At 59.4% G+C, this 24,234-nt stretch carries 25 protein-coding genes; 8 read left to right on the top strand and 17 right to left on the bottom strand.

What is annotated here, in order from left to right:
* Positions 1-35 precede the first annotated feature (35 nt).
* Both BMY06_RS25885 and BMY06_RS25880 read right to left on the bottom strand, forming a co-directional pair.
* Positions 36-755 (bottom strand): amino acid ABC transporter permease, encoded by a 720-nt coding sequence (locus BMY06_RS25885; protein ID WP_074986122.1) that lies wholly within the window; start codon positions 753-755, stop codon positions 36-38.
* A 70-nt stretch (positions 756-825) separates the two neighbouring features.
* Complete coding sequence (locus BMY06_RS25880; protein WP_074986120.1) at positions 826-1,713, bottom strand: substrate-binding periplasmic protein; 888 nt, start codon at positions 1,711-1,713, stop codon at positions 826-828.
* 337 nt (positions 1,714-2,050) lie between these two features.
* On the opposite strand from BMY06_RS25880, the gene BMY06_RS25875 reads away from it, so the two are divergent.
* The 4 genes from BMY06_RS25875 to BMY06_RS25860 all read left to right on the top strand — a co-directional run bounded on the left by BMY06_RS25875 (position 2,051) and on the right by BMY06_RS25860 (position 6,200).
* Positions 2,051-3,136 (top strand): phosphotransferase, encoded by a 1,086-nt coding sequence (locus BMY06_RS25875; protein WP_161495553.1) that lies wholly within the window; start codon positions 2,051-2,053, stop codon positions 3,134-3,136.
* A gap of 11 nt (positions 3,137-3,147) precedes the next feature.
* Complete coding sequence (locus BMY06_RS25870; RefSeq protein WP_074986118.1) at positions 3,148-4,473, top strand: aspartate aminotransferase family protein; 1,326 nt, start codon at positions 3,148-3,150, stop codon at positions 4,471-4,473.
* Between the two features lie 200 nt (positions 4,474-4,673).
* Entirely contained in the window at positions 4,674-5,351 is a 678-nt protein-coding gene (locus BMY06_RS25865) for a GntR family transcriptional regulator (RefSeq protein ID WP_074986117.1), read from the top strand.
* A 366-nt stretch (positions 5,352-5,717) separates the two neighbouring features.
* Positions 5,718-6,200 (top strand): Lrp/AsnC family transcriptional regulator, encoded by a 483-nt coding sequence (locus BMY06_RS25860; RefSeq protein ID WP_074986116.1) that lies wholly within the window; start codon positions 5,718-5,720, stop codon positions 6,198-6,200.
* Positions 6,201-6,365: 165 nt separating this feature from the next.
* Here the strand turns inward: BMY06_RS25860 and BMY06_RS25855 are convergent, their stop codons facing one another.
* The 7 genes from BMY06_RS25855 to BMY06_RS38945 form a co-directional block, all read right to left on the bottom strand.
* A complete protein-coding gene (locus tag BMY06_RS25855) occupies positions 6,366-7,067 on the bottom strand; it encodes an ABC transporter permease (protein WP_074986114.1) in 702 nt (233 codons plus the stop codon).
* Positions 7,067-7,783 carry an ABC transporter permease subunit gene (locus BMY06_RS25850; RefSeq protein WP_074986112.1) on the bottom strand — a complete coding sequence of 239 codons (717 nt, stop codon included), beginning with the start codon at positions 7,781-7,783 and terminating at the stop codon, positions 7,067-7,069. Before BMY06_RS25850 ends, BMY06_RS25855 begins: the two co-directional genes overlap by 1 nt.
* Positions 7,784-7,868: 85 nt before the next feature.
* Complete coding sequence (locus BMY06_RS25845) at positions 7,869-8,675, bottom strand: transporter substrate-binding domain-containing protein (protein WP_074986110.1); 807 nt, start codon at positions 8,673-8,675, stop codon at positions 7,869-7,871.
* A gap of 61 nt (positions 8,676-8,736) precedes the next feature.
* Positions 8,737-9,504, bottom strand: coding sequence for an amino acid ABC transporter ATP-binding protein (locus BMY06_RS25840; RefSeq protein ID WP_074986108.1), 768 nt, complete (start codon positions 9,502-9,504; stop codon positions 8,737-8,739).
* Between the two features lie 73 nt (positions 9,505-9,577).
* Complete coding sequence (locus tag BMY06_RS25835) at positions 9,578-10,966, bottom strand: aminotransferase (protein ID WP_074986106.1); 1,389 nt, start codon at positions 10,964-10,966, stop codon at positions 9,578-9,580.
* 53 nt (positions 10,967-11,019) lie between these two features.
* A complete protein-coding gene (locus BMY06_RS25830; RefSeq protein ID WP_208490372.1) occupies positions 11,020-12,528 on the bottom strand; it encodes an NAD-dependent succinate-semialdehyde dehydrogenase in 1,509 nt (502 codons plus the stop codon).
* A 118-nt stretch (positions 12,529-12,646) separates the two neighbouring features.
* Positions 12,647-12,913 (bottom strand): hypothetical protein, encoded by a 267-nt coding sequence (locus BMY06_RS38945; protein ID WP_124263170.1) that lies wholly within the window; start codon positions 12,911-12,913, stop codon positions 12,647-12,649.
* 32 nt (positions 12,914-12,945) lie between these two features.
* Between BMY06_RS38945 and BMY06_RS25825 the strand changes: the two genes are divergently transcribed.
* The 3 genes from BMY06_RS25825 (at position 12,946) to BMY06_RS25815 (ending at position 15,839) form a co-directional block, all read left to right on the top strand.
* Positions 12,946-13,299: a cupin domain-containing protein gene (locus BMY06_RS25825; protein ID WP_074986103.1), complete on the top strand. Its 354-nt coding sequence runs from the start codon at positions 12,946-12,948 to the stop codon at positions 13,297-13,299.
* Positions 13,300-13,456: 157 nt separating this feature from the next.
* Positions 13,457-14,380 (top strand): 2-hydroxyacid dehydrogenase, encoded by a 924-nt coding sequence (locus BMY06_RS25820; protein ID WP_074986101.1) that lies wholly within the window; start codon positions 13,457-13,459, stop codon positions 14,378-14,380.
* Positions 14,381-14,483: 103 nt separating this feature from the next.
* On the top strand, positions 14,484-15,839 hold the full coding sequence (locus BMY06_RS25815; protein WP_074986099.1) for an NAD(P)/FAD-dependent oxidoreductase: 1,356 nt from the start codon (positions 14,484-14,486) through the stop codon (positions 15,837-15,839).
* 163 nt (positions 15,840-16,002) lie between these two features.
* Here the strand turns inward: BMY06_RS25815 and BMY06_RS25810 are convergent, their stop codons facing one another.
* From BMY06_RS25810 to BMY06_RS25790, 5 genes are all read right to left on the bottom strand, one after another.
* Positions 16,003-18,048 (bottom strand): family 2A encapsulin nanocompartment cargo protein cysteine desulfurase, encoded by a 2,046-nt coding sequence (locus BMY06_RS25810; RefSeq protein WP_074986097.1) that lies wholly within the window; start codon positions 18,046-18,048, stop codon positions 16,003-16,005.
* Complete coding sequence (locus BMY06_RS25805) at positions 18,023-18,955, bottom strand: family 2A encapsulin nanocompartment shell protein (RefSeq protein WP_065060491.1); 933 nt, start codon at positions 18,953-18,955, stop codon at positions 18,023-18,025. The genes BMY06_RS25810 and BMY06_RS25805 overlap by 26 nt, the downstream gene beginning before the upstream one ends.
* 165 nt (positions 18,956-19,120) lie before the next feature.
* Complete coding sequence (locus tag BMY06_RS25800; RefSeq protein ID WP_074986095.1) at positions 19,121-19,384, bottom strand: helix-turn-helix domain-containing protein; 264 nt, start codon at positions 19,382-19,384, stop codon at positions 19,121-19,123.
* Complete coding sequence (gene epsC, locus BMY06_RS25795) at positions 19,381-20,319, bottom strand: serine O-acetyltransferase EpsC (RefSeq protein ID WP_065060489.1); 939 nt, start codon at positions 20,317-20,319, stop codon at positions 19,381-19,383. The genes BMY06_RS25800 and epsC overlap by 4 nt, the downstream gene beginning before the upstream one ends.
* 48 nt (positions 20,320-20,367) lie before the next feature.
* Positions 20,368-20,835, bottom strand: a complete 468-nt coding sequence (locus tag BMY06_RS25790; RefSeq protein WP_065060488.1) for a rhodanese-like domain-containing protein — start codon at positions 20,833-20,835, stop codon at positions 20,368-20,370.
* A 463-nt stretch (positions 20,836-21,298) separates the two neighbouring features.
* Between BMY06_RS25790 and BMY06_RS25785 the strand changes: the two genes are divergently transcribed.
* On the top strand, positions 21,299-21,874 hold the full coding sequence (locus BMY06_RS25785; RefSeq protein WP_074986093.1) for a cytochrome b: 576 nt from the start codon (positions 21,299-21,301) through the stop codon (positions 21,872-21,874).
* 97 nt (positions 21,875-21,971) lie between these two features.
* Here BMY06_RS25785 and BMY06_RS25780 read toward each other — a convergent pair whose 3' ends face one another.
* The 3 genes from BMY06_RS25780 to BMY06_RS25770 are packed head-to-tail and all read right to left on the bottom strand — an operon-like array spanning position 21,972 to position 24,228.
* Entirely contained in the window at positions 21,972-22,526 is a 555-nt protein-coding gene (locus BMY06_RS25780) for a GNAT family N-acetyltransferase (RefSeq protein WP_074986089.1), read from the bottom strand.
* Between the two features lie 53 nt (positions 22,527-22,579).
* Complete coding sequence (argE, locus tag BMY06_RS25775) at positions 22,580-23,839, bottom strand: acetylornithine deacetylase (protein WP_074986278.1); 1,260 nt, start codon at positions 23,837-23,839, stop codon at positions 22,580-22,582.
* A 44-nt stretch (positions 23,840-23,883) separates the two neighbouring features.
* Positions 23,884-24,228, bottom strand: coding sequence for a DUF3088 domain-containing protein (locus tag BMY06_RS25770; protein ID WP_065060485.1), 345 nt, complete (start codon positions 24,226-24,228; stop codon positions 23,884-23,886).
* Positions 24,229-24,234 lie beyond the last annotated feature (6 nt).

Raw genomic sequence — 24,234 nt, 5'->3', positions numbered from 1 at the left:
CGCGACAAATTCAGAGCCGTGGATGGCAACAACGGTTAGAACGAATTCCCCGCTTCCTGAGAAAGCAGAGCGGGATCGCGCGCCGGCTTGCGCGCGACAAAGCGGCGCTCTCCGTTCAATCGCTTTTCAATCCACTCCACCAACTTGGCGGCCGGGTAACTCAACAGGAAATAGATGACGGCAAGAATCGAAAATATCTCAAAGTGGCGGAAAGTCGACGACGCGAGCATTTCGCCTGAAAACATCAAATCTTTCATCGTAATCACGGACACAAGTGCCGAGTCCTTGAAGATCGAAACGAAGAAGTTGCCGATAGGCAATACGACGATCCTCAACGCCTGCGGGATGATCACGAACAGCATCATCTGAAAATGCGAGAGTGCCAGCGACATACCAGCCTCCGACTGGCCTCGCGGGACCGCAGCGATGCCGGAGCGAAACACTTCGGCCATATACGCGCTGTAATTGATCGACAAACCAATTACGCCCGCTTCAAATGGCGAAAACACGATGCCAGCATAAGGAAGCACGTAATAGATGAAGAACAACTGAAGCAACAAAGGCGTGCCACGTATGAACTGGACGTAGGCCGCAGCAGCCATCCGGACAGGCCAGACCTTCGAGATACGAGCGAGCCCGATTGCAAGACCGGAAACTAGCGCAATCAGATACGACACCAGCGACACGGTGACAGTCACCCACGCGCCTTGCAGCAAAGGGGGCAGCAGCGAACCAAGATCGTGAAAGGAGAACATGGCAATTCCGCGCAACATGGAGGAATAGTGCAAAGCAGTATGGCTCCGCACCGCAGATGATCGCTAAAGATCAGCCTTCGCCAATACCATGGCGCGCAATGATTGCCTGCATCTGGCCCGTGTACTGCATCGATTCCAACGCCCGAGAAATGGCAATGTTCAACTGCTGGTCCTGCTGGCGGAAAATATACCGGCTGAAGTTGGCCGGCACCTTAGTCGTGCGCGGTACATACGCCTTGACGATTTCGACGGGCCATTGCGGATACTGCTTGATGATTGCCGCCATGACAGGAAGATCGTAAATGCCGACATCGAGTCGCCCACTGGCGACATCCTGCACTACCGACTGCGCGTCTTTATATCCGCGATACTCAACGCCTGGCGTCTTCTGGATCCAGTCCGAATAGTTGGTACCGAGAATGCTACCCGCCGATTTGCCTTTCAACTCTGAGATGTCTCGCGCGCTGATTCCGCTGCCCTTCTTGACGACCATCGTCTCCGCGTAGAAATAGGTGGGAAAGCTGAAATCCACAACTTTCGCGCGGTCTGGCGTGAAATGGATTGAATCTCCGACCATATCGAATCGCCCCGATAGTACGCCCGGCACCAGGCCGTCGAACGACGCGGTGGCAACCGTCACTTTCGGAATCTTCAGCATCTTCGCGAGCACATGAATGATGTCCGCGTCGATGCCTGAGAAAGCGCCTGTCTTTGCATCGAGATACGAATACGGCCAGTCATTGGACGTTCCAATCACCAATTCGCCTTTTTTCTGGATTCGCAACAGCGAATCGTCGCCATCGTATTTGGACATCGAGAAGCCCTCATACCCCGGGGCAAAGTCTGGCGTTGCCGCGCGTGCCTTGCCCGCCAGAACAAGCGGCGCGCCAGCGATCGCCGCGCCGCCCGCGAGGAGGAGTGATCGGCGGCCTTTAACGGGTTTCTTCAGATCCGACATTTGACGCTCCTTTTTATCAGCAAATCCCAGTCATGCATGGCGAAAGCGATGACCTGCCCCGCGTCAGCGGTGTTGACGTCGGGCAGGCACACCGGGTGGATCGGCACCTCATACAACCGTCATCAATCCAATTCGATGCATCATACACCGAGAATTTCTGGAAAAATAAAATCTTGTCGAGCTCTCACACGGACAACGTGTAACGCAATTTATTCGTTATAAATCAATATTTTATGATTGAAACTCAATCTCGACGACAACCTGAAAATCCAGCTAGACGAAAAATTTCATAGCGATATATCATGTCACAGCTTCAAACCTGAGACGCGAGGACAACTTGAATGCACTGCAAATTGCCGATCCCCTCGCAGAGGCCGCGATCGACGTCGGAACGCTAAGCGCCGAACCCGATGAGATATCGCTGGTTGAGGCAGAACGTATTGCGCGCGAGCACTACGGCATCATTGGGGAGGCTCATCGCCTGACTGGTGAGCGGGATCAGAATTTCCGCATCGTGGACCGCAACGCACAGTCCTACGCACTACGAATCAGCAATCCGGCGGAAGATCCCGCAATGAACGACTTCCAGATCGGAGCGCTTCTTCACATCGCGATGGTCGATCCGGACTTGCCCGTTCCAAAGGTTTGTCCATCAGTCGATGGCGAGACCCACCTCGTTCTCCGCGTGAACGGCGGGGAACGCGCGGTCCGGATGCTGACGTTTCTCGACGGCGTGCCGATGAACACCACTGCGCGCTCGCTCGCCCAGACCGAAGCGATGGCGAGAACGTTAGCCCGACTAGGACTCGCGTTGCGGGGCTATTTCCACCCGTCGGCGGGCCACACGATAGCGTGGGATATCAAAAATCTCGGAACCCTGCATGCACTGTTGCGATTCGTCGCAGACGAAGAACAGCGAAAAGTAGCCCAGCATTTTTTCGACCACTTCGAGCGCGAAGTCAAACCGGTTCTATCGAAGTTACGCGCACAAGTCGTCCATAACGACCTTAACGTTTTTAATGCACTGGTCGATCCGAACGATCACGATCGTATCGTCGGCGTGCTTGATTTCGGCGACATGGTCTTCACCCCCCTGGCCGTCGACATCGCGGTCGGTGCGTCGTTTCACCTGAGCATGCCCGGCGATCCGTGGGATGCCGCAACGACATTCATCGCGGCCTATCACGCCATCACACCGCTTGAGGGCGTCGAACTGGATCTGATGTACGACCTGATCGCTGCACGCTGCGTGGCGACCTTGCTGATTACTGGCTGGCGTGCGCAACGTCACCCGGAAAACAGCGCGTACATCCTTAAAAACTACGCCAACGCATGGCGCGGCCTGTCCCACTTTCTAACCCTCCCACGCGAAGTCGCGCAACAGCGCCTGCGCGACGCGTGCAATCTGGAGAAGCTGTCGTGAGCAAACCATTGATGATGAACGGTTTCGACCCGAGCACCGTAGAGACACTTGATCCCGCGTTGAGGAAACTGATCACGCGGCGCGCCAACATCCTCGGACCGTCGTATCGCCTCTTTTACGAAAAGCCATTGCACCTCGTGCGCGGCGAAGGCGTCTGGATGTTCGATCCGCAAGGCAAACGCTATCTCGACGTCTACAACAATGTGCCTGCAGTCGGTCATTGCCATCCGCGCGTCGTATCCGCCATCGCTGAACAGGCGTCGAAACTCAATACGCACACACGATATCTGCATGAACTGATCCTCGACTACGCCGAACAGCTTGTCGCCACCTTTCCACCCGAGTTGTCGAACGTGATGTTCACGTGCACCGGCAGCGAGACCAACGACCTCGCGCTGCGAGTCGCCCGTAACGCCACTGGTGGCACGGGCGTGATCGTGACCGAAACGGCTTATCATGGCATCACGACGGCTGTCGCGGAGATTTCGCCATCGCTAGGCGACTTCGTGTCGATCGGACGCGACGTGAGGACCATCCCGGCACCCGCCACGCTGCACGGCAGCGAGGTTGACGTCGCGGCCCGATTTGCGGCGAACGTACGCGCGGCGGCCGACGATTTGCGCCGTCACGGCGTTCAGGTCGCGGCACTCGTCGTCGATACGGTCTTCTCAAGCGACGGCGTCTACACTGACCCCGCGGGCTTCCTGCGCCCCGCGCTCGACGCCATTCACGAGGCAGGCGGCCTCTTTATCGCCGATGAAGTGCAGGCCGGCTTTGGTCGCGTCGGCGAAACGATGTGGGGATTCCAGCGGCACGGCATCCTGCCCGATCTGGTCGTGCTCGGAAAACCGATGGGGGCCGGCATGCCGATCGCGGGCCTGATCGCGAAGGAGGAGGTGCTGCTGGATTTCGCGGCCAAAGCGCGCTACTTCAACACCTTCGGCGGCAATCCGGTTTCCTGTGCGGCGGGGCTTGCGGTCCTGAACGTGATTCAGGACGAACAACTTATGGAGAACGCCGACAAGGTCGGGCGCTATATGAAGGAAGGTTTGACGTCGCTTGCGACGCGCTATGAGCGGATTGGCGAAGTACGCGGTGCGGGACTTTTTATCGGCGTCGATCTCGTCACCGATCGCGACACGCACAATCCGGACGTCAATCTCGCGACGCGCATCGTCAACGGGCTTTGCGACCGCGGCATCCTGATCGGCGCCTCCGGGCCGCGCGGGCATGTTCTCAAAGTTCGACCGCCCCTTCCGTTTAGTCGTGAACATGCCGACATCTTCCTTAACGCACTGGATGATACGCTCGATGAGCAATTGCATGCGTCGCGCTAGAAAAATTGCCGGCTAGTTGATGAGCCTGGCGTCGGCCGGATTCACGAATCCCGCACAACAACATGCGGGCGGGTATCCGTGCCGATTGGCGGCAGCACAAGAACGGACGAGTCGGCCATTCGAGCAGATCAGCCTCTTTGGTATATCATGTCGCACCGATCGCCTTATACGCCGCGACCTGAGTGCACCTCTGATCCGCCATGAATGACATTTTCGACGCCAAGCTATCCCATCAGAACCTCAACGACCGCACTTATTTGCGGTTAAAAGCGGGACTGATTGCCGGCACCTTCCGGCCAGGCGAACCATTCGTCATCCGTCCTCTGGCAGAGCGGCTCGGCATCTCGACGACACCGGTACGCGAAGCGCTGCAACGACTGGTGACGGAACGGCTGCTCGTAATGCTACCCAACCGCTCCATCGTCGTGCCGACGCTTTCATCAGACGAGTTCGCCGAGATCTACCGGATTCGCGGCGAACTGGAAGGCTTGAGTGCGGAACTGGCGCTTCCTCATCTGAAGTCTGTCGACGTCACACATTTGAAGCGGCAAATCGGCATTATGGACAAGGCGATAAAGCGCGGCGACAAGACACTTTATCGTGAAGCGAATCAGCTCTTTCATTTCATGATCTACGAGCGCGCCGATTCGCCGCAGCTTCTTGAAATGATCCGTACGCTCTGGGGCCAGGTGGGTCCGGTTTTCTACGGGCTGCTCGACGACCCCGACTATGACGGCAACGAGCAACACCGGCAGATCATCGAGGCTATTGAAGCCCGCGATGCAGCTGCATTGCGCCGCTGCGTCGCCGAGGACATTGCGACCGCGGGGCGCACTATTGCGCCACGCCTCAATGCACTCGTCGCCGACGAATCGTAAATCAAATCCCCTGCCCTCTAACGTCGTCGAGTGACCATTAAGTCCCGGCGACTGTCGACTATCCTCCTCAACAGTAGCGCGGTGTTGGACTTACCTACAAGTAAGCGCCACGTCGGCATGCTGGATACTCTCTCGGCCTCGGATGTTTGTCTATCTTCGGTCTTGTCCGGTCCGATGTGCCCGGGATAGCGTCGTTTATTGCAGCACATCGAAAATTTGCGCAAAAATGCACAGGCTATAATTCCCGGTAAAGATACACGCTGATCAGACAACCCGCCTGATTGGTTTGCTGCCGAGGTGCATGGCTGCATACTCGACGAAATGACCGGACCCGGTCGAATCCTCGCTCTCCGAAGGCCAAGACAGATGTCTATCGACCGAATCGATGCCAACATCCTCACCCTCCTTCAGCACAATAATCGCCTGACGTCCGAGGAAATCGGAAAGGCCGCCGGATTATCGCCGACGGCCGTGCAGCGTCGCCTCAAGAAACTGCGCGCTGACGGTGTGATCGAAGCGGATGTGTCGATTGTCCAACCCAAAGCGGTGGGCAGACCCATTTCGATCGTAGTGATGGTAACGCTGGAGCGCGAAAGAGCAGACATTGTCGATCGCTTCAAGCAGTCGATCCGGCAGACCCCCGAGGTCATGAACGGATTTTACGTGACTGGCGATTCCGACTTTCTCCTGATCGTCACGGCGCGGAGCATGGAGGACTATGAGCAGTTCACGCGCAAATTCTTCTATGAGAATCCCGATATCAAGGGATTCAAAACCATGGTGATCATGGATCGGGTCAAGGTCGGCTTCTCAGTACCGATCGACTTCTCCGATATCATCGGCGAATAGCGGCAAAGCGCTCCAAGGCGCTCCTGATTACTGGAGCGCCTCCCACCCTGCATCGCTAGCCAGCTTCGCTCGCGAAATTTTTCCACTGGCCGATGCCACGTGATGAGCCAGACCTCCATGACGCGATAATGAGCGCGCCATCAACGAGAACAGAGATCGGCACGCTCAAATTACTGGCCGGTGCGCCGTTGCATCGCTGTGTGACAACTGCCGCTCCACAAGCCGTACCGCAAGCAGGGCGAAAAAATTAATCAGCAGGTACAACGCCGAGGCTATCGCGAAGATTTCGACAATGGCGAAGGTTTCGCTCATCAGGCGTTTCGCCTGCCCCGTGATTTCCAGTACTGTAATGGTCGATGCCAGACTGGACTCCTTGATCACAATGGCCACCTCATTGCCGTATGCCGGAAGCGCCTGGCGTAGCGCAAGCGGATACATAATCCGACGCAAGATCGTGCCAGGCGACATGCCGGATGCGAGGGCGGCTTCCATTGCCCCCTTCGGCACGGAGAGAAATGCGCCGCGAAAAATTTCCGATGTATAAGCTACGGTATTAAGAAGTACCGTCATCATCGCGCAGTGCAGGCTGTCACCGAATAGCCACCACAAAACGGGCGTATCTTGCACGAACTGCACCTGACCGAAGCCATAGTAAATGATGAAAATCTGGACGAGCATCGGCGTACCGCGAAAGAATGCGCTGTATGAGTCGCCCAATGTCGCAAGCATGCGTCGAGGACCGATCCGCAAAAGCGCCAGCAACACCCCGAGGGGAAAGCCGGCAACGACGCCGGTCAGGCCAATCAGCAGGGTGACCTTTGCTCCCTGAAGCAACAAGGGCAAGGACATGTCAATCAGTTCACCCATTACCTACCTCCTGCAAATCCGCGGTTCAGGCTTCGTTCGAGAAAAGCGAACGTTCGCTGGCTAGTCCAGGTAATGAACAGAAAAACAAAACCGGCGATCATGTAAAACAAGAGCGGACTGTGCGTAATGCCCGCTGCAATGGCCGAGACCCGCATGAGTTCCTGCAACCCCACAACCGAAACGAGCGACGTGTCCTTTATGGTCATTTGCCAAACGTTGTTCAGGCCGCCCAGTGCGTAACGGAACATGAGTGGTGCGATCACACGTCGATAAGTAGTAAGGCGGGAAAAGCCGAGCGCTCGCGCTGCCTCGATAGACCCCGGCGCAATTGCCTGCAGCGCGCCTCGCAATACTTCAATCGAATAGGCGGCCGAAATCGTAGCAATCGACAGTGTTCCCATGACGAAACTGTAGGCTGAACGCAATTCGTCTCGAAAGCCAAAAAAGACGCCAATTCGATCTACTGTTTCAACCGAGCCGAAGAACAGTAGATAAATGACCAGTAGACCTGGCACGCTACGAATCACGCCGGTGAAAACATCGACCCCGGGAGACAGAATCGGAATCCTTCGCCATCGGGCAATGGCGAGTGGCACCGCTACGGCGATGCCGATCAGCATGCCCAGCAATCCAAGAAGGATGGTAACAACGCTTCCCTTGAGAATGGATGTCAGCCAACCTTGTTGAGTCAGCAACTGCAGGGTTTCGATAAGCATCGCGGCGGGTCACTTCCAAACTATCATTGATCGTATGCAGACGGAACCAATAGATCACGCCTGCAAGTCCGGTTTGCTTTAAACGTCAAGACGCACACGGGATCGTGTAATCTTCCTGAAACCACTTGAGGCTGATCTTCTTCATCGTGCCGTCCTTGATCAACGTGCACAGTGCCGTGTCCACGCGCTTCTTCAACTCTGCATTACCTTTGCGGATTCCAACACCCATCCCGGTGCCGAGAATTTCAGGATCTTCTTTCTGCCTGACGGCAACCGGGACACGCGTAATCGACGCGCCACCCGGCGTCTTGATCACGTCGGCCCACGTCGGGGAATCACTGAACGCGGCATAGAGTCTGCCGCTTTGCAGGTCACTGACCATCTGATTGACCGAGTCGTAGGATTTGATGTCGGCGTTGGCGAAGTGTTTAGCCACATACTTCGCGTAGGTCGTGCCATTGACGACGCCCACCGATTTTCCGTCGAGTGCCTTACCTATTGCATCGAGCGACGTGGCCTGCAGCAGAGGAGAACCCTTTTTGACCGCGAAGTACTTCGTGACGCCCGCATAGGGAATCGAAAAGTCGATCTGTTTCTTGCGTGTCTCCGTTATTCCCAAACCGGAGATGACCACGTCGAATTCACCCGCCGAAAGCGAGGGAATCAGCGTATTGAATGACTGAACAACGAATTTACACTGCATTTTCAGTTCGGTGCAGATCGCAGTGGCGACGTCGGCGTCATAGCCAGTTACGTTACCGCTTGCATCAGCCATGCTGAAGGGCGGTGCGTCGCCTTCCGTCCCGACTGACAAGGTTGCCGCCTGCGCAGGCGCATAAGTCGAGAACAATACTGCGGCGCCCATAGCGAGCGAGAGAAAAGACCATTTCATACAGTTTTCTCCAAACAGTGATCAACGTTTTAAGAGTCACCAGGCTAAGCAAGTTTAGCGACTAGTGTTGCGACAAAAAATTGCGAACCCGAGCGGACCTGGCGGAGGTGAAGATCACCTCAGGCGAATCGTCTTCCTCAATCTTGCCCTGATGCAAGAAAATCACTCGGGACGAGACTTCGCGGGCAAAGCGCATTTCATGGGTGACCAGCAAAATCGTATTACCTTCATCCGCAAGATTGCGAATGACCTTGAGGACCTCGCCGACGAGCTCCGGATCGAGAGCGGAAGTGGGTTCGTCGAAGAGCACGACACCCGGCTTCATTGCCAGCGATCGAGCAATCGCTACGCGCTGCTGTTGCCCGCCCGACAACTGGGATGGGTAGGCGTCGCGCTTTTCCGCCATCCCTACCTTCGCCAACATTTCCATGGCAATAGCGTCCGCTTCGCCACGCCCCATCTTTTTGACAAACCTCAGCGCTTCGGTCACGTTCTGAATTACGGTTCGATGCGGCCAGAGATTGAAGCTCTGGAAGACCATACCGATCTGCTTTCTAAACTCGGGAATCGCGCCTGAATTGAACGAGCTGAAAACGCCACGACGGTCGGTCTCCATCTTGACGGTCTGGCCGCGCAGACTAATCGATCCTGAAGTCGGCATCTCGAGAAAATTGATGCAGCGAAGCAGTGTGCTCTTACCCGACCCCGACGATCCGATCAGAGAAATGACTTCGCCCTGATTCACCTTTAGATTGATACCGTTGAGAACCAGATCTGCTGCGAAGCGCTTTTTCAGATCAAGGATCTCGAGAATGGGAGTGGCTGTCATGTTAAAGGTCAGTTTGATGGGAGCGAATCGTGGGTCGGTAGAATCTGTAGTCTGGCTCCGCGACTTGTCAAAGTCAGCTCGACTTACTCAGCTCGCGCGCGACCTGGTCGATAGCCTTCCCGGCGATATCGACCATCTCGTCGATTTCGCTTCGGGTCATTGTGAGCGGCGGCGCAAAACCGAGAATGTCGCCGTGAGGCATTGCGCGCGCAATCAGTCCGCGATCTCGCGCTGCCTGTGAAATACGGGCACCGACTTTCAAGGCCGGATCGAAACGCAGTTTCTTTTCTCGATCGGAAACGAACTCGATAGCGGCAAGCATGCCGACGCCTCGCACTTCGCCCACGAAAGGCAGGTCGCCGAATCGCTCCTTGAAGCGATCGAGCATGTAGGCACCGTTGGATGCAGCCTTCGCGGGGATGTCTTCGGCCTCAACGATGTCGAGGACAGCGTTTGCGGCGGCGACGCCGATTGGATGGCCCGAATAGGTATAGCCATGCGAGAAGCTCCCCACGCTCGGCGTTGCATCTTCCATCACGGCATACACCTTCTCGCTCACAATGCTCGCGGACAGCGGGGCATAGGCTGAAGTTAGCCCTTTTGCCACCGTGATCAGATCAGGCTCGATGTCATAGAGCGTCGAGCCAAACATTTTCCCGGTTCGCCCAAAACCGGTGATGACCTCGTCTGCAATCAAGAGCACGTCGTACTTCTTTAGCACTGCCTGAATAGCCGTCCAATAACCCTCGGGCGCCGGTATGATGCCCCCTGTACCAAGCACGGGTTCGCCGATGAATGCGCCCACCGTTTCCGGGCCTTCTCGCAGAATCATCGCCTCCAGTTCGGCGGCCCGGCGTGCCACGAAGGCCGCCTCGCTTTCTCGCTGTTCAGCACCCCAGTAATGGTGCGGAACACCCGTATGAAGAATGCGCGAAGTGGGAAGATCCATGTGATCATGGTAGAAACTCAATCCGGTCATTGATCCCGACACGACTGAGCAACCGTGATATCCCCGTTCACGGGCGATAATTTTTTTCTTTTTCGGCAGGCCGCGGAGATTGTTGTAGTACCACACGAGTTTTGCCTGTGTCTCGTTGGCATCCGATCCCGACAGCCCATAGAACACCTTCGACATCTTCCCTGGAGCCATCTTCACGAGACGATCCGAAAGCTTCGCCAGTTGCTCCGTCGTATGCGACGCGTAGCTGTGGTAGTACGCGAGCTTATACGCCTGACGGGCGATGGCTTCGGCCACTTCGGTTCGCCCATATCCGATGTTGACGCAGTAAAGCCCAGCAAAGCCGTCGATGTACTCGCGACCCGTTGCGTCCTTGATGCGTACACCCTTCCCTGTTTCGACAATAACCGGATCGCTTGTGCCCGTCGCGTAGTCCTTGAGATAGGTGAACGGGTGCAGCACTGAGCGTCGATCCATCTCAGCAATCTGATCGATATTTTCCACAATATTCCTTTCTTAATGGGTCTATCAAAGCTTGACTGTCCGCAGCCGGCACTTCAGGCACGCGCGAGATCACCAAAGCAAACGTATTTCTGCTCGAGGAATTCATCGATCCCAAACGTCGAGCCTTCACGGCCAAGGCCCGATTCTTTCCATCCACCGAAGGGGACGGGCGGCCCGGTGAACGAGGCCGTATTCACCGCCACCATTCCGTACTCCAGCGCTGACGAACAACGAAGCGCGCGGTTCAGGTCGGAAGTAAAGACATAGGCGGCGAGGCCCATTTCTGACGCATTCGCGCGCCGGATAACTTCCGCCTCGTCGTCGAACGGCAGGATGGCCGCAACGGGTCCAAACGTCTCTTCGCGCGCAATCAGCATTTCGTCGGTGACATCACACAAGGCAGTGGGTGTGACAAACTTGCCGTCAACACCCGAACTGCCTCCTGCCAAAACACGCGCCCCTTGATGAACGGCGTCATCGATATGCGACCGGCACTTATCCGCGACAGCCTGTTTGGTCATGGGGCCGATATCGGTGTCGGGAGATAAACCCGCACCTACCTTTAATGCACTGACCCGCTTCGCGAACCGGTCGCAGAATGCATCGTAGATGTTGCGTTGTACGTAGATACGATTTGCCGCGAGACAGTCCTGACCCGACGTTGCAAATTTGGCTGACATGCAGTTATCGACGGCGGCATCGAGATCGACGTCATCGAAAACGATGGCCGGCGCATGTCCGCCCAATTCCATCGAAATCTTTTTGACTGTTGCGCCGGACTGCGCATAAAGCTTTTTTCCGATCGCAGTTGAACCGGTGAAGCTCACTGCGCGCACGCGGCAGTCCGCCGAGATGACGTCGGCGAATTGCTCACCGTCGCCGTGGATAACTTGAAAAACACGCTCTGGAATGCCGGAGTCTTTGGCCAGCGCGTAGAGCGCAAATGCAGACAGCGGCGTTTCCGGTGCCGGCTTGACGATGACCGGGCACCCGGCCGCCAATGCCGCTGCCGCCTTGCGCGCAATCATCGCCATCGGGAAATTCCACGGTGTGATCGCAACCGTGATGCCGACGGGCTGCTTCGAAACCCAACCAAGACTCGACGGCTTATGGGCGGTCATCGATTGACCGCAGACCCGTATCGCCTCATCGGCGAACCAATCGATAAACGAGACGCCGTAGGCAATTTCGCCTTCCGCCTCGGCTAATGGCTTTCCCTGCTCCGCGCTGAGGATCCGGGCCAGTATCCGACTCTCGCGACGAATGGCTTCCGCCCATGCGCGCAACAACCTGCGACGCTCCTCCGCGAGCCTGTCACGCCACTCGGGAAACGCACGCTCCGCGTCATCGATAGCGGCACGCATCGCGTCTTGCCCGCGGACCTTGACCCGCGCGAGACATGCGCCAGTAGCAGGGTCCCGAACCAGATCAGCGTCATCCATATGCACGCTGTGCGTGGCATCTGCTTCTGGAGGAAGCAACTGAATTCCAAGGCTCGGGCACGCAAAAAGCTGATGCACTTCAGTGCAGTCGAGCGCTGCGTACGCAAGATTTGCAACCACGGTTCACCTCTTTTCGTTTCGAGGTGAAAATTTTATTCACGCAATATCTTCGAAAAAAAACGTTGAATAAGCTCACTGCGCAGTTTTACTGCGAACTTGTTGTAAAAATTGATGCTTTTCAACGATTACCTAAAGACAAAAAATTCTGGACCCATTCCGTTGCGGCAATCCTAAAAAGGGCCACATACATCAGCTCGCGATATTTTCTGCCCTGTTCAACCCCTATGCCGAACAGCAGCAGCGGAGAGAGCGAAACGCCCACTGGAGTTTCAATATCAAGCAGAAATGCTGCGCGACATTTCCGAAAACGCAGTTTTCGAGCTATCGCACCTCCTTTTTCGCAGTCGTCCGAAAAATTGACGCCCGTAAACTTCCCGCATTGCAATCCTGCAATCGTTCACCTTCCGATCTACATATATGTCGTCACTCCTCCACTTCGACTTCGAAAACCTCGGCACTCCCCGCATCGGCGCTCCGCTTCCGGAACGCGCAATCGAAGGCTCCCAAGTATTCACCACCTGGGATATCGACCAGACGAATACTGGCGACGTCCGCACGGGCGTCTGGGAAGTCACGCCGGGAGCCTATCGCTCTATCAAAGGGCCGACGTGGGAACTCTGCGTCATCCTTTCCGGTGTTTCGGAAATCACCGAAGACGGGCAGGCGCCCGTAGTTGTGAAAGCGGGCGATACCTTTGTGATGAAGCCTGGCTTCGAGGGGACATGGCGAGTCATCGAGACGACCCGCAAAATCTGGGTAACCAAAGACTGAGTGCGAGACCTCGGGAGCGCGCAAATTTTTCGGCCTGATGTTCGGCCGACCGTGTACATCTGACTTCGCACATGGGCTTTCAAAGCATCGACGAAGCTGAAAACACTTCTGTGCGCTACGAGGCCCAATCCTGAGTGAAGCAAAGATAAGTTCTTCAATGGCTGTCCTCTACAAAGCAGATCCTGTCCGCGGCGCCCGATGGGCTCAGCTCTTTGCCGAGCGCGCTCCCCATTTGCCTTTTCGCTTGTGGCCAGATATAGGCGATCCTTCAAGCATTCAGTACCTCATCGCGTACCAGCCAGACGATCTCGTGTCGAGACTACCGCAACTCAAGGTGGTTTTCTCCATCGGCGCCGGTGTCGACCAGTTTGATCTCCGGCTATTGCCAGCGCATATTCCGCTCGTTCGGATGATCGAACCGGGAATCGTTCAGGGAATGATTGAGTACGTCACGGAAGCGGCGCTTGCTATTCATCGCAATCTGTTTGATTACGCAGAGCATCAGAGAAATCGTGAGTGGCGACCATTGCCTTTGTACCCGACTGCGAAGCGACGGATTGGCGTGCTTGGACTCGGAATGCTCGGAATCGCCGTTTTGGAGCGGTTGCGGCTGTTCGAATTTGATTGTGCGGGATGGAGTCGCACGGCCCGCAGTCTCGAAGGCGTGACTTGTTTTGCAGGCAACGAGTCGCTTGCCGACTTCCTTGCTCGCACGGAAATACTTGTCTGCCTGCTGCCGCTAACAGATCAAACTCGCGGCTTTCTGAATCACCAGCTTTTCCAGCAACTGCCAAACGGGGCCTCGCTTGTGCACGTTGGACGCGGCGCTCAGCTTGTAGTCGATGACTTCGTAACAGCATTATCGAGCGGACAACTCAAGAACGCTATCCTGGATGTCACCGATCCCGAACCGCTTCCATCAGATAGCGCGCTGTGGGCCCATCCCCGCGTTCGTATAACACCCCATATCGCCAGTGCAACGCATCCGGACAGTGCCGTGGAAGTCGTTCTCGATAACATATTTCGCCATGCCAATCAGATTCCCATGCTGGGATTCGTCGATCGCGATCGCGGATACTAAATTCGCGTGCTGACATTGCTTGCCGAAAGCCGGCGATGGAGTAAAGGCAGCGTGCAGTTCATACATCGCATCGGCCTGCATCTATTAAACCAGGATTTTTTCCATGATCTCCGAACCAACGCCAACAATCAGACAACCGCTCGAGCGAATCCACGCCGACGACCCGCTCCCGGTGAAAGCTGACGTCGTCATAATTGGCGCTGGCATTGTCGGCGCAAGTGCAGCCTGGGAGCTCGCATCGCGTGGTGTAAAGGTCGTGCTGCTGGAAAAAGGATTCATCGGCGCAGAACAGTCCAGTAGAAACTGGGGCTGGTGCCGACAACAAGGTCGTGATCCCAAAGAACTTGAACTGGCTCGTCTGAGTTTGCAGATGTGGCCCGGTCTTTCGGAGAAGCTCCGAAGAGATATTGGATTCAAACAGTGTGGCGTAACGTTCCTCACGGATAGCGAGGCCGAAGCCGCTACATGGGTCGAATGGATCAAGGAAGCGCGCCCGAAAGGAATCGTCAGCAGAATGCTCAGCGCAGAAGAAGCTCAACGTGTCGCGCCGGGTAACTCGTCCATTAAATGGATCGCGGGCCTTAGCACTGACTCTGACGGTCGTGCCGAGCCTTCCCGGGTTGCGCCGTTTTTGGCTCAGGCCGCGCGAGAACTCGGCGCAAGCGTGGTCGAGTCATGTGCAGTACGCGACGTTGAAAGAACGAACGGCCGCATCAGCGGCGTTCATACTGAGAAAGGCTTCATTGGATGTACGTCTGTCGTTGTCGCTGCGGGTGCATGGACGGCCCTCTTTCTACGTAAGTTGGGCGTTGCATTCCCCCAGGCTTACGTGAACGCATCGGTTGCAAAAACACTGGCTACAGCCGTTTCCGTCGACAACTGCCTTGCAATGCCTGCTGTCTCGGTACGCAGCAGGGAGGACTCCGGACTCACAGTGGCGAAAAGCGGGCAAGGAACGGTCGACATCACGCCATCGATGATTCGCAACGCCTTTAGATTCTTTCCGACGTATCTATTGAGAAGAAAAGCAGTCAAGCTGCGTCTTTCGGGAGAACTCTGGAGGCAGTGGAAGATGGAGCGCGCATACATGTCAAAGGGCATATCACCGTTTGAATCCCGGCGCGTGCTGGATCCCGCTCCGGATCTCGCATTACTTCACAGCGCGCTCGATGAAGTGAAAAGGGCCTATCCCACGCTGTCGCATCTTACGATTGAAAAGACGTGGGGCGGTGTGATTGACTCGATGCCCGATGCAGTACCCGTGATTTCGGCGGTTGACTCCGTGCCGGGGCTGGTCGTCGCATCCGGATTCAGTGGTCACGGGTTTGGCGTCGGTCCAGGCGCGGGAAGTGCGATAGCTGCGCTGGTACTCGGCAATCCTCCTCCTATCGATTTGAGTCCATTCCGTTATAGCCGGATCACGGATGGCACGAAATTGAAACCTCATCCGATATTCTGACAATGCCTTTGGTAGCTAACAGCGCTGCAAATATTGATTGCCGGCCGAGCCCGAAGCGGGTTTGATCGTTATCGGCGAAAACGCGGCCACAAGCGTGGCGTCACCATTCGCGGGATCGGTAAAACAGCGGGCCGGCGCCGAATCAACACCGGCCCCCCGATCTCTAACCGCGCGACGCGAGCCGCCTCACGACCGCCACCAGCGCATCAACTTCATCGCAGGTGTTGTAGAACGCGAGCGACGGACGCACGCTCGCTTCGAGACCGAAGCGCCGCAGGATCGGCTGCGCGCAATGATGGCCCGCGCGCACCGCGATACCTTCTTCGCTGAGCGCCTGCCCCACTTCCGCCGTCGTGTAGCCCTTCAGCACGAACGACAGCACACTGGCCTTGTCGCGCGCGGTGCCTACGAGTCGCACGCCGGCAACGGGCGCGAGCACGCTCGTCGCGTAGCCGAGCAGATCGTGCTCGTAGCGCGCGATATTCTCGATGCCGACACGGCTCACGTAGTCGAGCGCCGCGCCCAGCCCCACCGCATCGGCGATATTGCCGGTGCCCGCCTCGAAGCGCGCGGGCGGCCCATGAAACACCGTGCGCTCGAAGGTCACGTCCTCGATCATGTTGCCGCCGCCCTGCCACGGCGGCATCGCTTCGAGCACCTCGCGCTTGCCGTACACCACGCCGATGCCGGTCGGGCCGTAGATCTTGTGGCCCGAGAACACGAAGAAGTCCGCGTCGAGCGCCTGCACGTCCACGCGCATGTGCGAGATCGACTGGGCGCCGTCCACGAGCGCCTTCGCGCCCGCGCGATGCGCCAGCTCGACGATCTCGCGCACCGGCACCACCGTCCCCAACGCATTCGACACCTGCGTGACCGACACGATTTTCGTACGATCGCTGAGCAGCTTGCGGTAGTCGTCGAGCAGCACCTGGCCGGAATCGTCGACGGGAATCACGCGCAGACGCGCGCCCTTCTGCGCGGCCAGTTGCTGCCACGGCACGATGTTCGCGTGATGCTCCAGGTGCGAGACGATGATCTCGTCGCCCTCGCCCACGTTCTGCGCGCCCCAGCTTTTCGCCACGAGGTTGATCGCCTCGGTGGTGCCGCGCACGAACACAATCTCATCCGGCGACGACGCGTTGATGAAGCGCTGCACGGTCTTGCGCGCATGCTCGTAGGCATCGGTTGCGCGTGCCGCGAGGGCATGCGCGGCGCGATGGATGTTCGAGTTCTCGTGCGCGTAGAAATAGGCGAGCCGGTCGATCACGGCTTGCGGCTTGTGCGTCGTCGCCGCGTTGTCGAACCAGATCAGCGGCTTGCCGTTCACGCGCTCCTGCAAGATCGGGAAATCGCGGCGCACGGCGTTCACATCGAACGGCGGATGCGCGGACGACTTCAGACCGTGCGGCACGGCCGCCTCGCGCTCGTCGACGAAATAGCGCGCGCTTTCGCCGCTTACTCCGCTCACACTGGGTACGCCCACACTGCGCGGTTCGAACACGACGAGATCGCGCAACACGTCGCCGCCGGGCAGGCCGAACGCTTGCGGCGAAGCCTGTCCTTGGCCGTGACCATGAACGGGCACGTCGATGTCCTGCGCCCGCCCGTGCCAGCCGTTCTGCGCGCCGTGCAGAAAATAGAACGGCGACGGTCCCGTGGCGGCAGGCGTAGCGGGCGGTGCGTGCGTCGGGCTCGCCGCCTCCTGCACCGGCGGCACGCCGAGCAGCGCTCCGGCCGCACGCGGTTCGAGCGCCGGCGCAATCGACACGGCGGAATCCGGCAGCCCGTTTGCAGCGGCCGCATGCGGCGCGAGCGCGGGTGCGCGATTGCCGAGCGAGAGCACGTGCGTGGGCGCGGACGGCGCGAGATTCAGCCCCGGCGCCTTGCCTTGCGGCGGCGCGAAGCCGGGCACGCCCGTGCCCGTGCCGCCCGGTCCCGCCAGCGGCGAACCGGCCGGCGCGGGATTGCTGACCGACGCGAGGATCGGCGCCGCAGCCGGCAGCGCCGACGGCAAGCCGCCCGTCGCGCCGCTGCCCGCGGATACATCGGGACTCGCGACAACGGGCGCTGACACACCGCTCTTACCGCCCGGCAGCGCGCTGAAGAACGCGTTCGCGAGACTCGCCAGCGTCGCGGGGTCCGGCAAGCCGCCCGGCAACGGCGGATGCTCGACGGCCGCGGGATTAACGGTAGGTGTCGGGATAGTCATGGTACTTGGCGATCTCCACTTCATCGAGGACGGCCAGCGCATCCGGAGAATGCACCGCGAGCGAGCAGTACAACGAGATCAGATACGAAGCGATCGCCTGGTTGTTGATGCCCATGAAGCGGACCGACAGCCCCGGCCCCTGCTCGCCCGCCACACCCGGCTGATAGAGACCGACCACGCCCTGACGCTTGTCGCCCACGCGCAGCAGCAGGATCTTGGTCTTGCCGTCGGCGACCGGCACCTTGTCCGAGGGAATCAGCGGAATGCCGCGCCACGTGAGGAACTGCGAGCCGAACAGGCTGACCGTCGGCGGCGGCACGCCACGGCGCGTGCATTCGCGTCCGAACGCGGCGATCGCGAGCGGATGCGTGAGAAAGAACGCAGGCTCCTTCCACACTTTGGTGAGCAGTTCGTCGAGATCGTCGGGCGTGGGCGCGCCCGTGAGCGGAAAAATGCGCTGATCTTCCTCGACGTTGGCCAGCAGACCGTAATCGGGATTGTTGATCAGCTGGCTCTCCTGCAGCTCCTTGATGGTCTCGATCGTGAGGCGCAGTTGCTCCTTGATCTGATCGTGCGGGCTGCTATAGAGATCGGAAATACGCGTATGCACGTCGAGCACCGTGCTTACCGCGTTCAGGAAATATTCGCGCGGCTGCTCTTCGTACGGCACGAACGTGCGCGGCAAGGTGCCTTCGTCTTCGCGCGCGGTGCAGGCCGCGCGCACGGCTTCGGGATCCTTGACGCGATTCAGGCGATAAATACCCGCTTCGACCGGCACCCATTGCAGCAGGTGCGTCAGCCAGCGCGGCGTGATCGTGGAAAGCTGCGGGACGGTCTTGGTGGCGTTCGCCAACTGACGCGCGGCATTATCGCCAAGCGCCGTCTGACTGCTCAAAGTCGTGGACATGGACAAGGGGCTCCGGTTGCTTAGAACAAAAAACACATTGCTTATGACGAGTGGCGATTATGAAAAGCCACTGTGCGCACTTCAACCGGCTATAGGCGTCAACACGCAGCGCGCACGCGGCGGTGCACGCGTTGCATCAAAAGCAGGTGGAAGAAAAGAAGCGGCTCAGGGGCGCAGGCCGCCTGCTGCGCGCGCGCGTTCGCCCGACACGATCAGCGCCGAACCGGCCAGCAGTTCGGCCACGCCCACGCCGAACGCGAGCGCGAGCTTCTCGACAGTGACGATCGACGCAATCGCGGTCCCGCGCTCGATTTCGCCGATGTAGGTGCGGTTCAGGCCCGCATGTTCGGCGAGGCGCTCCTGCGACCACGCATGCGCCTCGCGCAAACGCCGCACCGTCGCGCCGAAGTCGTGGACGATGCCGTTCATGACGGCACGCCCGCGCTGAGCGCCGCCGATGCGCGCGTTTCGTGACGCGTGATCGCCTGCGTGATGTGCGAGAACGGCGGCACGCTCTCGGTGAGCCAGACGTTGCCGCCGATCACCGCGCCGCGCCCAAGCGTGACGCGGCCGAGGATGGTCGCGCCCGCGTAGATCACGACGTCGTCCTCGACGATCGGATGACGCGCGAGGCCCTTTTCGAGGTTGCCCGCCGCGTCGCGCGGAAAGCGCTTCGCGCCGAGCGTGACCGCCTGATACACGCGCACGCGCTCGCCGATCACGGCCGTTTCGCCGATCACCACGCCGGTGCCGTGGTCGATGAAGAACGCGCTGCCGATCTGCGCACCAGGATGAATATCGATGCCGGTCGCCGCGTGCGCGAGTTCCGAAATGATGCGCGCGAGCAGCGGCAGCCCGAGCCGGTACAACTCGTGCGCGAAGCGGTGGTGAATGATCGCGAGCACGCCCGGATAGCAGAGCAGCACCTCGTCCACGCTGCCCGCCGCCGGATCGCCCGTGTAGGCCGCGAGCACGTCGCTGTCGAGCAGCGCGCGGATCTCCGGCAGCCGACGCGCGAATGCCTGCACTGCCGCCGCCGCGCGCGCATCGATGTCCGAACCGGAATCCGCATCGGCGCGCCGCGCCTTGTAGCGCAACTCAAGACGCGCCTGCGCGAGCAAGCCGTGCAGCGCCGCGTCGAGTGCATGGCCCACGTAGAAGTTTTCGCTTTCCTGACGCAGATCGGGCGGCCCGAGCCGCATCGGGAACAGCACGCCCTTGAGCGTTTCGACGACCTGCGCGAGCGCCTCGCGTGCGGGCAGATCGCGCCCGCCCGGTTCGAGCGCGCGCCGCTGGCGCTCGCGCCACTGCTGCCGGACGGCCTGCAGCGCGTCAACGATTTCAGTCACATGAAAAGCGGTCACGCCGGGTCCCTCGTTGTGGTGGTTCTGGATGCGGCGTACGGGATCGAGTCAGTCCTGCACCCACGGCAAGCCGTGGAAACGCCAGCCATTTTGCCGACCTCGGCGGCGCGTCTCGTCGAGATCGCCCTCGAAGCCCTCGCTTACATTAAACACCTGTGCAAAGCCCGCTTTCGCCGCCGCCTCGGCCGCCTGCGCCGAGCGATTGCCGCTGCGGCACAACAGCACGATCGCGGCGGATTTGCCCGTTTTCGCCTCAAGCTCGCGCACGAAGCGCGGATTGCGCGTGAGGCTCGTGCCCGTCGCCCAGGGCACATGCAGCGTGTCGGGCACTTGTCCGACGAATGCGCGCTCTTCCGCCGTGCGCACGTCGACGAGCACCGCGTCACCCGCTTGATGCAGCGCCCACGCCTGTTGCGGCGTCACGCTGCCCGCGTAGCTCAAACCCGCCGTTTGCGCGGCTTCGCGCGCCGCTTCGAGATCCGCGTGCAGCGGCTTTTCGTGCAATTCCACCGTCATGTGTGCCTCCATGAGAACAGCGGCAACGTGCCGGCCATCCCGGCCGCTGCCGTCTATAGACGTCTGGATTCCACTATGCGAGGAAACTGCATCGCCTCCAACCAAGAAAAGCTGCTATTCAAATACGCGGCGGCGAATCCGGCATCTCGCCACCCGCCGCGCATACGCGAGAGTCAGTATGGAATCCGACACATTGCAATTGAAGTGACTTATTCGTCTTTGCATATATCGCGCACGATCGTCGCGAACGGACGGTCACATCGCAGGTGGCGCGTCAGTGGCCGGGGAAGCCGGGCTGCGCGCGCGCTCGCGATCATCATCGAAGCGTCACCCGCCAACCTGACGATTGGCTATCAGCCGCGTGCCGTGTAACGCCGGATAATAAAACCCCGTCGAACGCGATGCGTCCGCGCACGATGTTTTGTGGCAGGCTTGCGTCACACTCATTAGAAAAATTCCCGCCATGTCCCGCACTTCGCCCTCGACGCGCCCCACGACCGTCCTCGTCTACAGCACCGCGCTGCGCGTCCTTCACTGGCTGACGGCACTCTGCATGTTCGTGGTCATTCCCATTGCCTGGTATATGACGACGATGGACCGTCACGATCCCTCACATGGCGGCTGGGTCAATCTGCACAAATCGATTGGCCTGACCATCTTGCTGCTCACGCTCATTCGCGTCGTTGCGCGTTTGTCAGGATCCGCGCCGCCGCTGCCCAAACGTATTCCCGCGTTCGAGCAACGGCTCGCGAGCCTCGGTCACGGGCTGCTGTATCTGATCCTCTTCGCCATGCCGGTCAGCGGCTATCTCACTTCGTATGGCGGCGGTCATCTGGTCAACTGGTTCTGGCTCTTCACGCTTCCCTCCGTCATTCCGCAGGACAAGCTGCTGGTGCATCTGGGGGCGACGATCCATTACTGGCTGGCCTACCTGTCCTATCTGCTGATAGCAGGCCATGTGCTAGCCGTGCTCTATCATCAGCTCGTCCAGCACATCGATATTCTCGGACGCATGACGGGACGGCGCGATCCGTTGTGATCGAAAAACGAGGTAAACAAGCTTGACGTCTTCGGGCCGCCATCGAAGCGATGCACTTGCGCCACGCGTTCGCGCTCCGTAAATTCGGCGCAATGATTCACGTACCTGCACCGCGCGCGAGCAGCTTTTCGAAGTGATATCCAGGCGGCGCATCCTCACCGAAATCGTGCGCGGAGAGCAGCGTATAACCGCTATGCGTATAGAGCGAAATGGCTTCTGGCTGACGCGGTCCCGTGCCGAGAAACACGCGCGTATAGCCGAGGCGTGCGGCTTCGTTTTCCAGCTCGCCGAGCACGCGCCGCGCAAGCCCCTGGCGGCGCAGCGCGCGGCTCGCCCAGATGCGTTTGAACTCGGCCGTGCCCGCATCGGCGTGCGGCATGAACGCGCCGCCCGCCACCGCCGTCTCGCCGCGAAGCAGCAGCACGAAAGCGCCCTTGGGCGGTGCAAACAGATCATCGGCGTAGCGCGTCATTTCGTTGCGCAGTTCCTGCGTCGAAATCACATCCTCGTAGCGGCTGCGATATTCGTACTCCAGTTCTTCGAATAGCGGCCGTGCGCGCGGATCGCGCACCGACACGCGCTCGAAACGCTCATCCAGCGCGGATGAAATAGCGATGTCTGCGAATGTCTCGATGCGTTCGCGATTGCCCATGATGGCGTCGTCTCCGGATGTTGTTGGGATGCTCGTCACACTGACACCCGCATTCAAACGACTAGCGCCGCGCGTTCCGCCTCGGCGGCCAGTCCATCGTCCGCTTCGAGGCTGCGAATCACGCGGCGCAGGAAACGCTCGCCGCTCGCCAGCTGATCGAGCGACACGTATTCGTTGGCACGATGCGCCTGTTCGATATGGCCGGGTCCGCACACCACGGTCGGGATACCGGCCTGCGCAAACAGTCCCGCTTCAGTGCCGTAGGCGACCTTGCGCCGCTCGCGCTCGCCGGTCAACGCGCGCACGAGTTGCGTGATCGCCGCTTCCTCGGCGGCATCGAGTCCCGGCGACGACGAAAGCCGCTCGAACTCGATGGCCGCCGCCGGATGCTCGGCGCGCATCCGCGGCAACAGCGTTTCGCGCGCCCACGCTTCGATGCGCCCGATCACTGTCTCCGGCGCCACATTCGGCAGATTGCGGAACTCGAACGAGAAGCGACATTCGGCGGGCACCGTGTTGATCGCATTGCCGCCTTCGATCAGGCTCGTTTGCGCGGTCGTAAACGGCACGTCGAAGAGGTCGTCGAAGGGTCCCTGTTCGCGAAACTGATCAGCAATATCGCGGATATGGCAAATCAGGCGCGCCGCATATTCGATCGCGTTCAGCCCCTTCGGCGTGAGCGAGGAATGCGCCGCGTGGCCACGTACGCAACAGCGATACGTGTGAATGCCCTTGTGCGCGATCACCGTGCGCATGCCAGTCGGCTCGCCGACGATGCAACCGGCGGGCCGCACGCCGCGCCGCTTGAGATCGGCGATCAGATGCGGCGCGCCCACGCATCCGATTTCTTCATCGTACGAGAGCGCGAAGTGCAACGGCTGCGCGAGGCGCGTCTCGCGAATGTGCGGCAGCAACGCAAGCGCCGTGCCGATAAACCCCTTCATATCGCAGGTGCCGCGACCGAACAGACGCCCGTCACGCACTTCGGGCGCGAAGGGATCGCTGTCCCATTGCTGCCCCGCCACCGGAACAACATCGGTGTGTCCCGAGAGCACGATGCCGCCGTCGCGCGCGCCGTCATGCGCGGGCACCGTCGCGAAGAGATTGGCCCAACCCTCACGCCGGTCGTGCACCAGCGTCGCTTCGATGCCGTGGCGCGCGAGTTCGTCGCGCACGATCTCGATCAGGCCGAGATTCGGCAGATGACTCGTGGTGTCGATTGAAACGAGGCGACGCACCCAGTCGAGCGCCGCGGGCGAAGGTTCATTCGGCGCGGCAGCGAGTGCCTCGCCGGACGATACGAAATTGGACATCGCGATTTCCTGATGACGGACTGCGGGCGAATGCGTGAGCAGACTCAATGCACTTTGGGAAAGCCGTGGCGCTCGGCAAGCAACGCGAGAATGCGCTGCGGGTCGTTGACGAAGCGGCGCTCACCGAGCGTCTGGGCGTCGGCGGGCGGCGGCTGTTCATCGCCGAACACCAGCACGGGCAGACCTTGATGTGCTTCGTCGAGCACCGCAACGACGGCGGCACGCGGTCGCGCGAACGGCACGCGCTTCACGTCGAGTCGCGCCACGCGCGCGGGATCGCTCGCGAGCAGCCCTTCGATTGGCGCACCGTGCGGGCAGATGAAACGTTCGCCGGGATGAGCCGGATCGGAGAAACCGGGCTGGAGCAGAATCAGAAGGTCACGGCTCATACTGAA

Source organism: Paraburkholderia tropica, from assembly GCF_900109265.1.
Lineage (GTDB): Bacteria > Pseudomonadota > Gammaproteobacteria > Burkholderiales > Burkholderiaceae > Paraburkholderia > Paraburkholderia tropica.
Note: the sequence above shows the minus strand (reverse complement) of the source record. Positions and strands in the feature narration are given on the sequence as shown.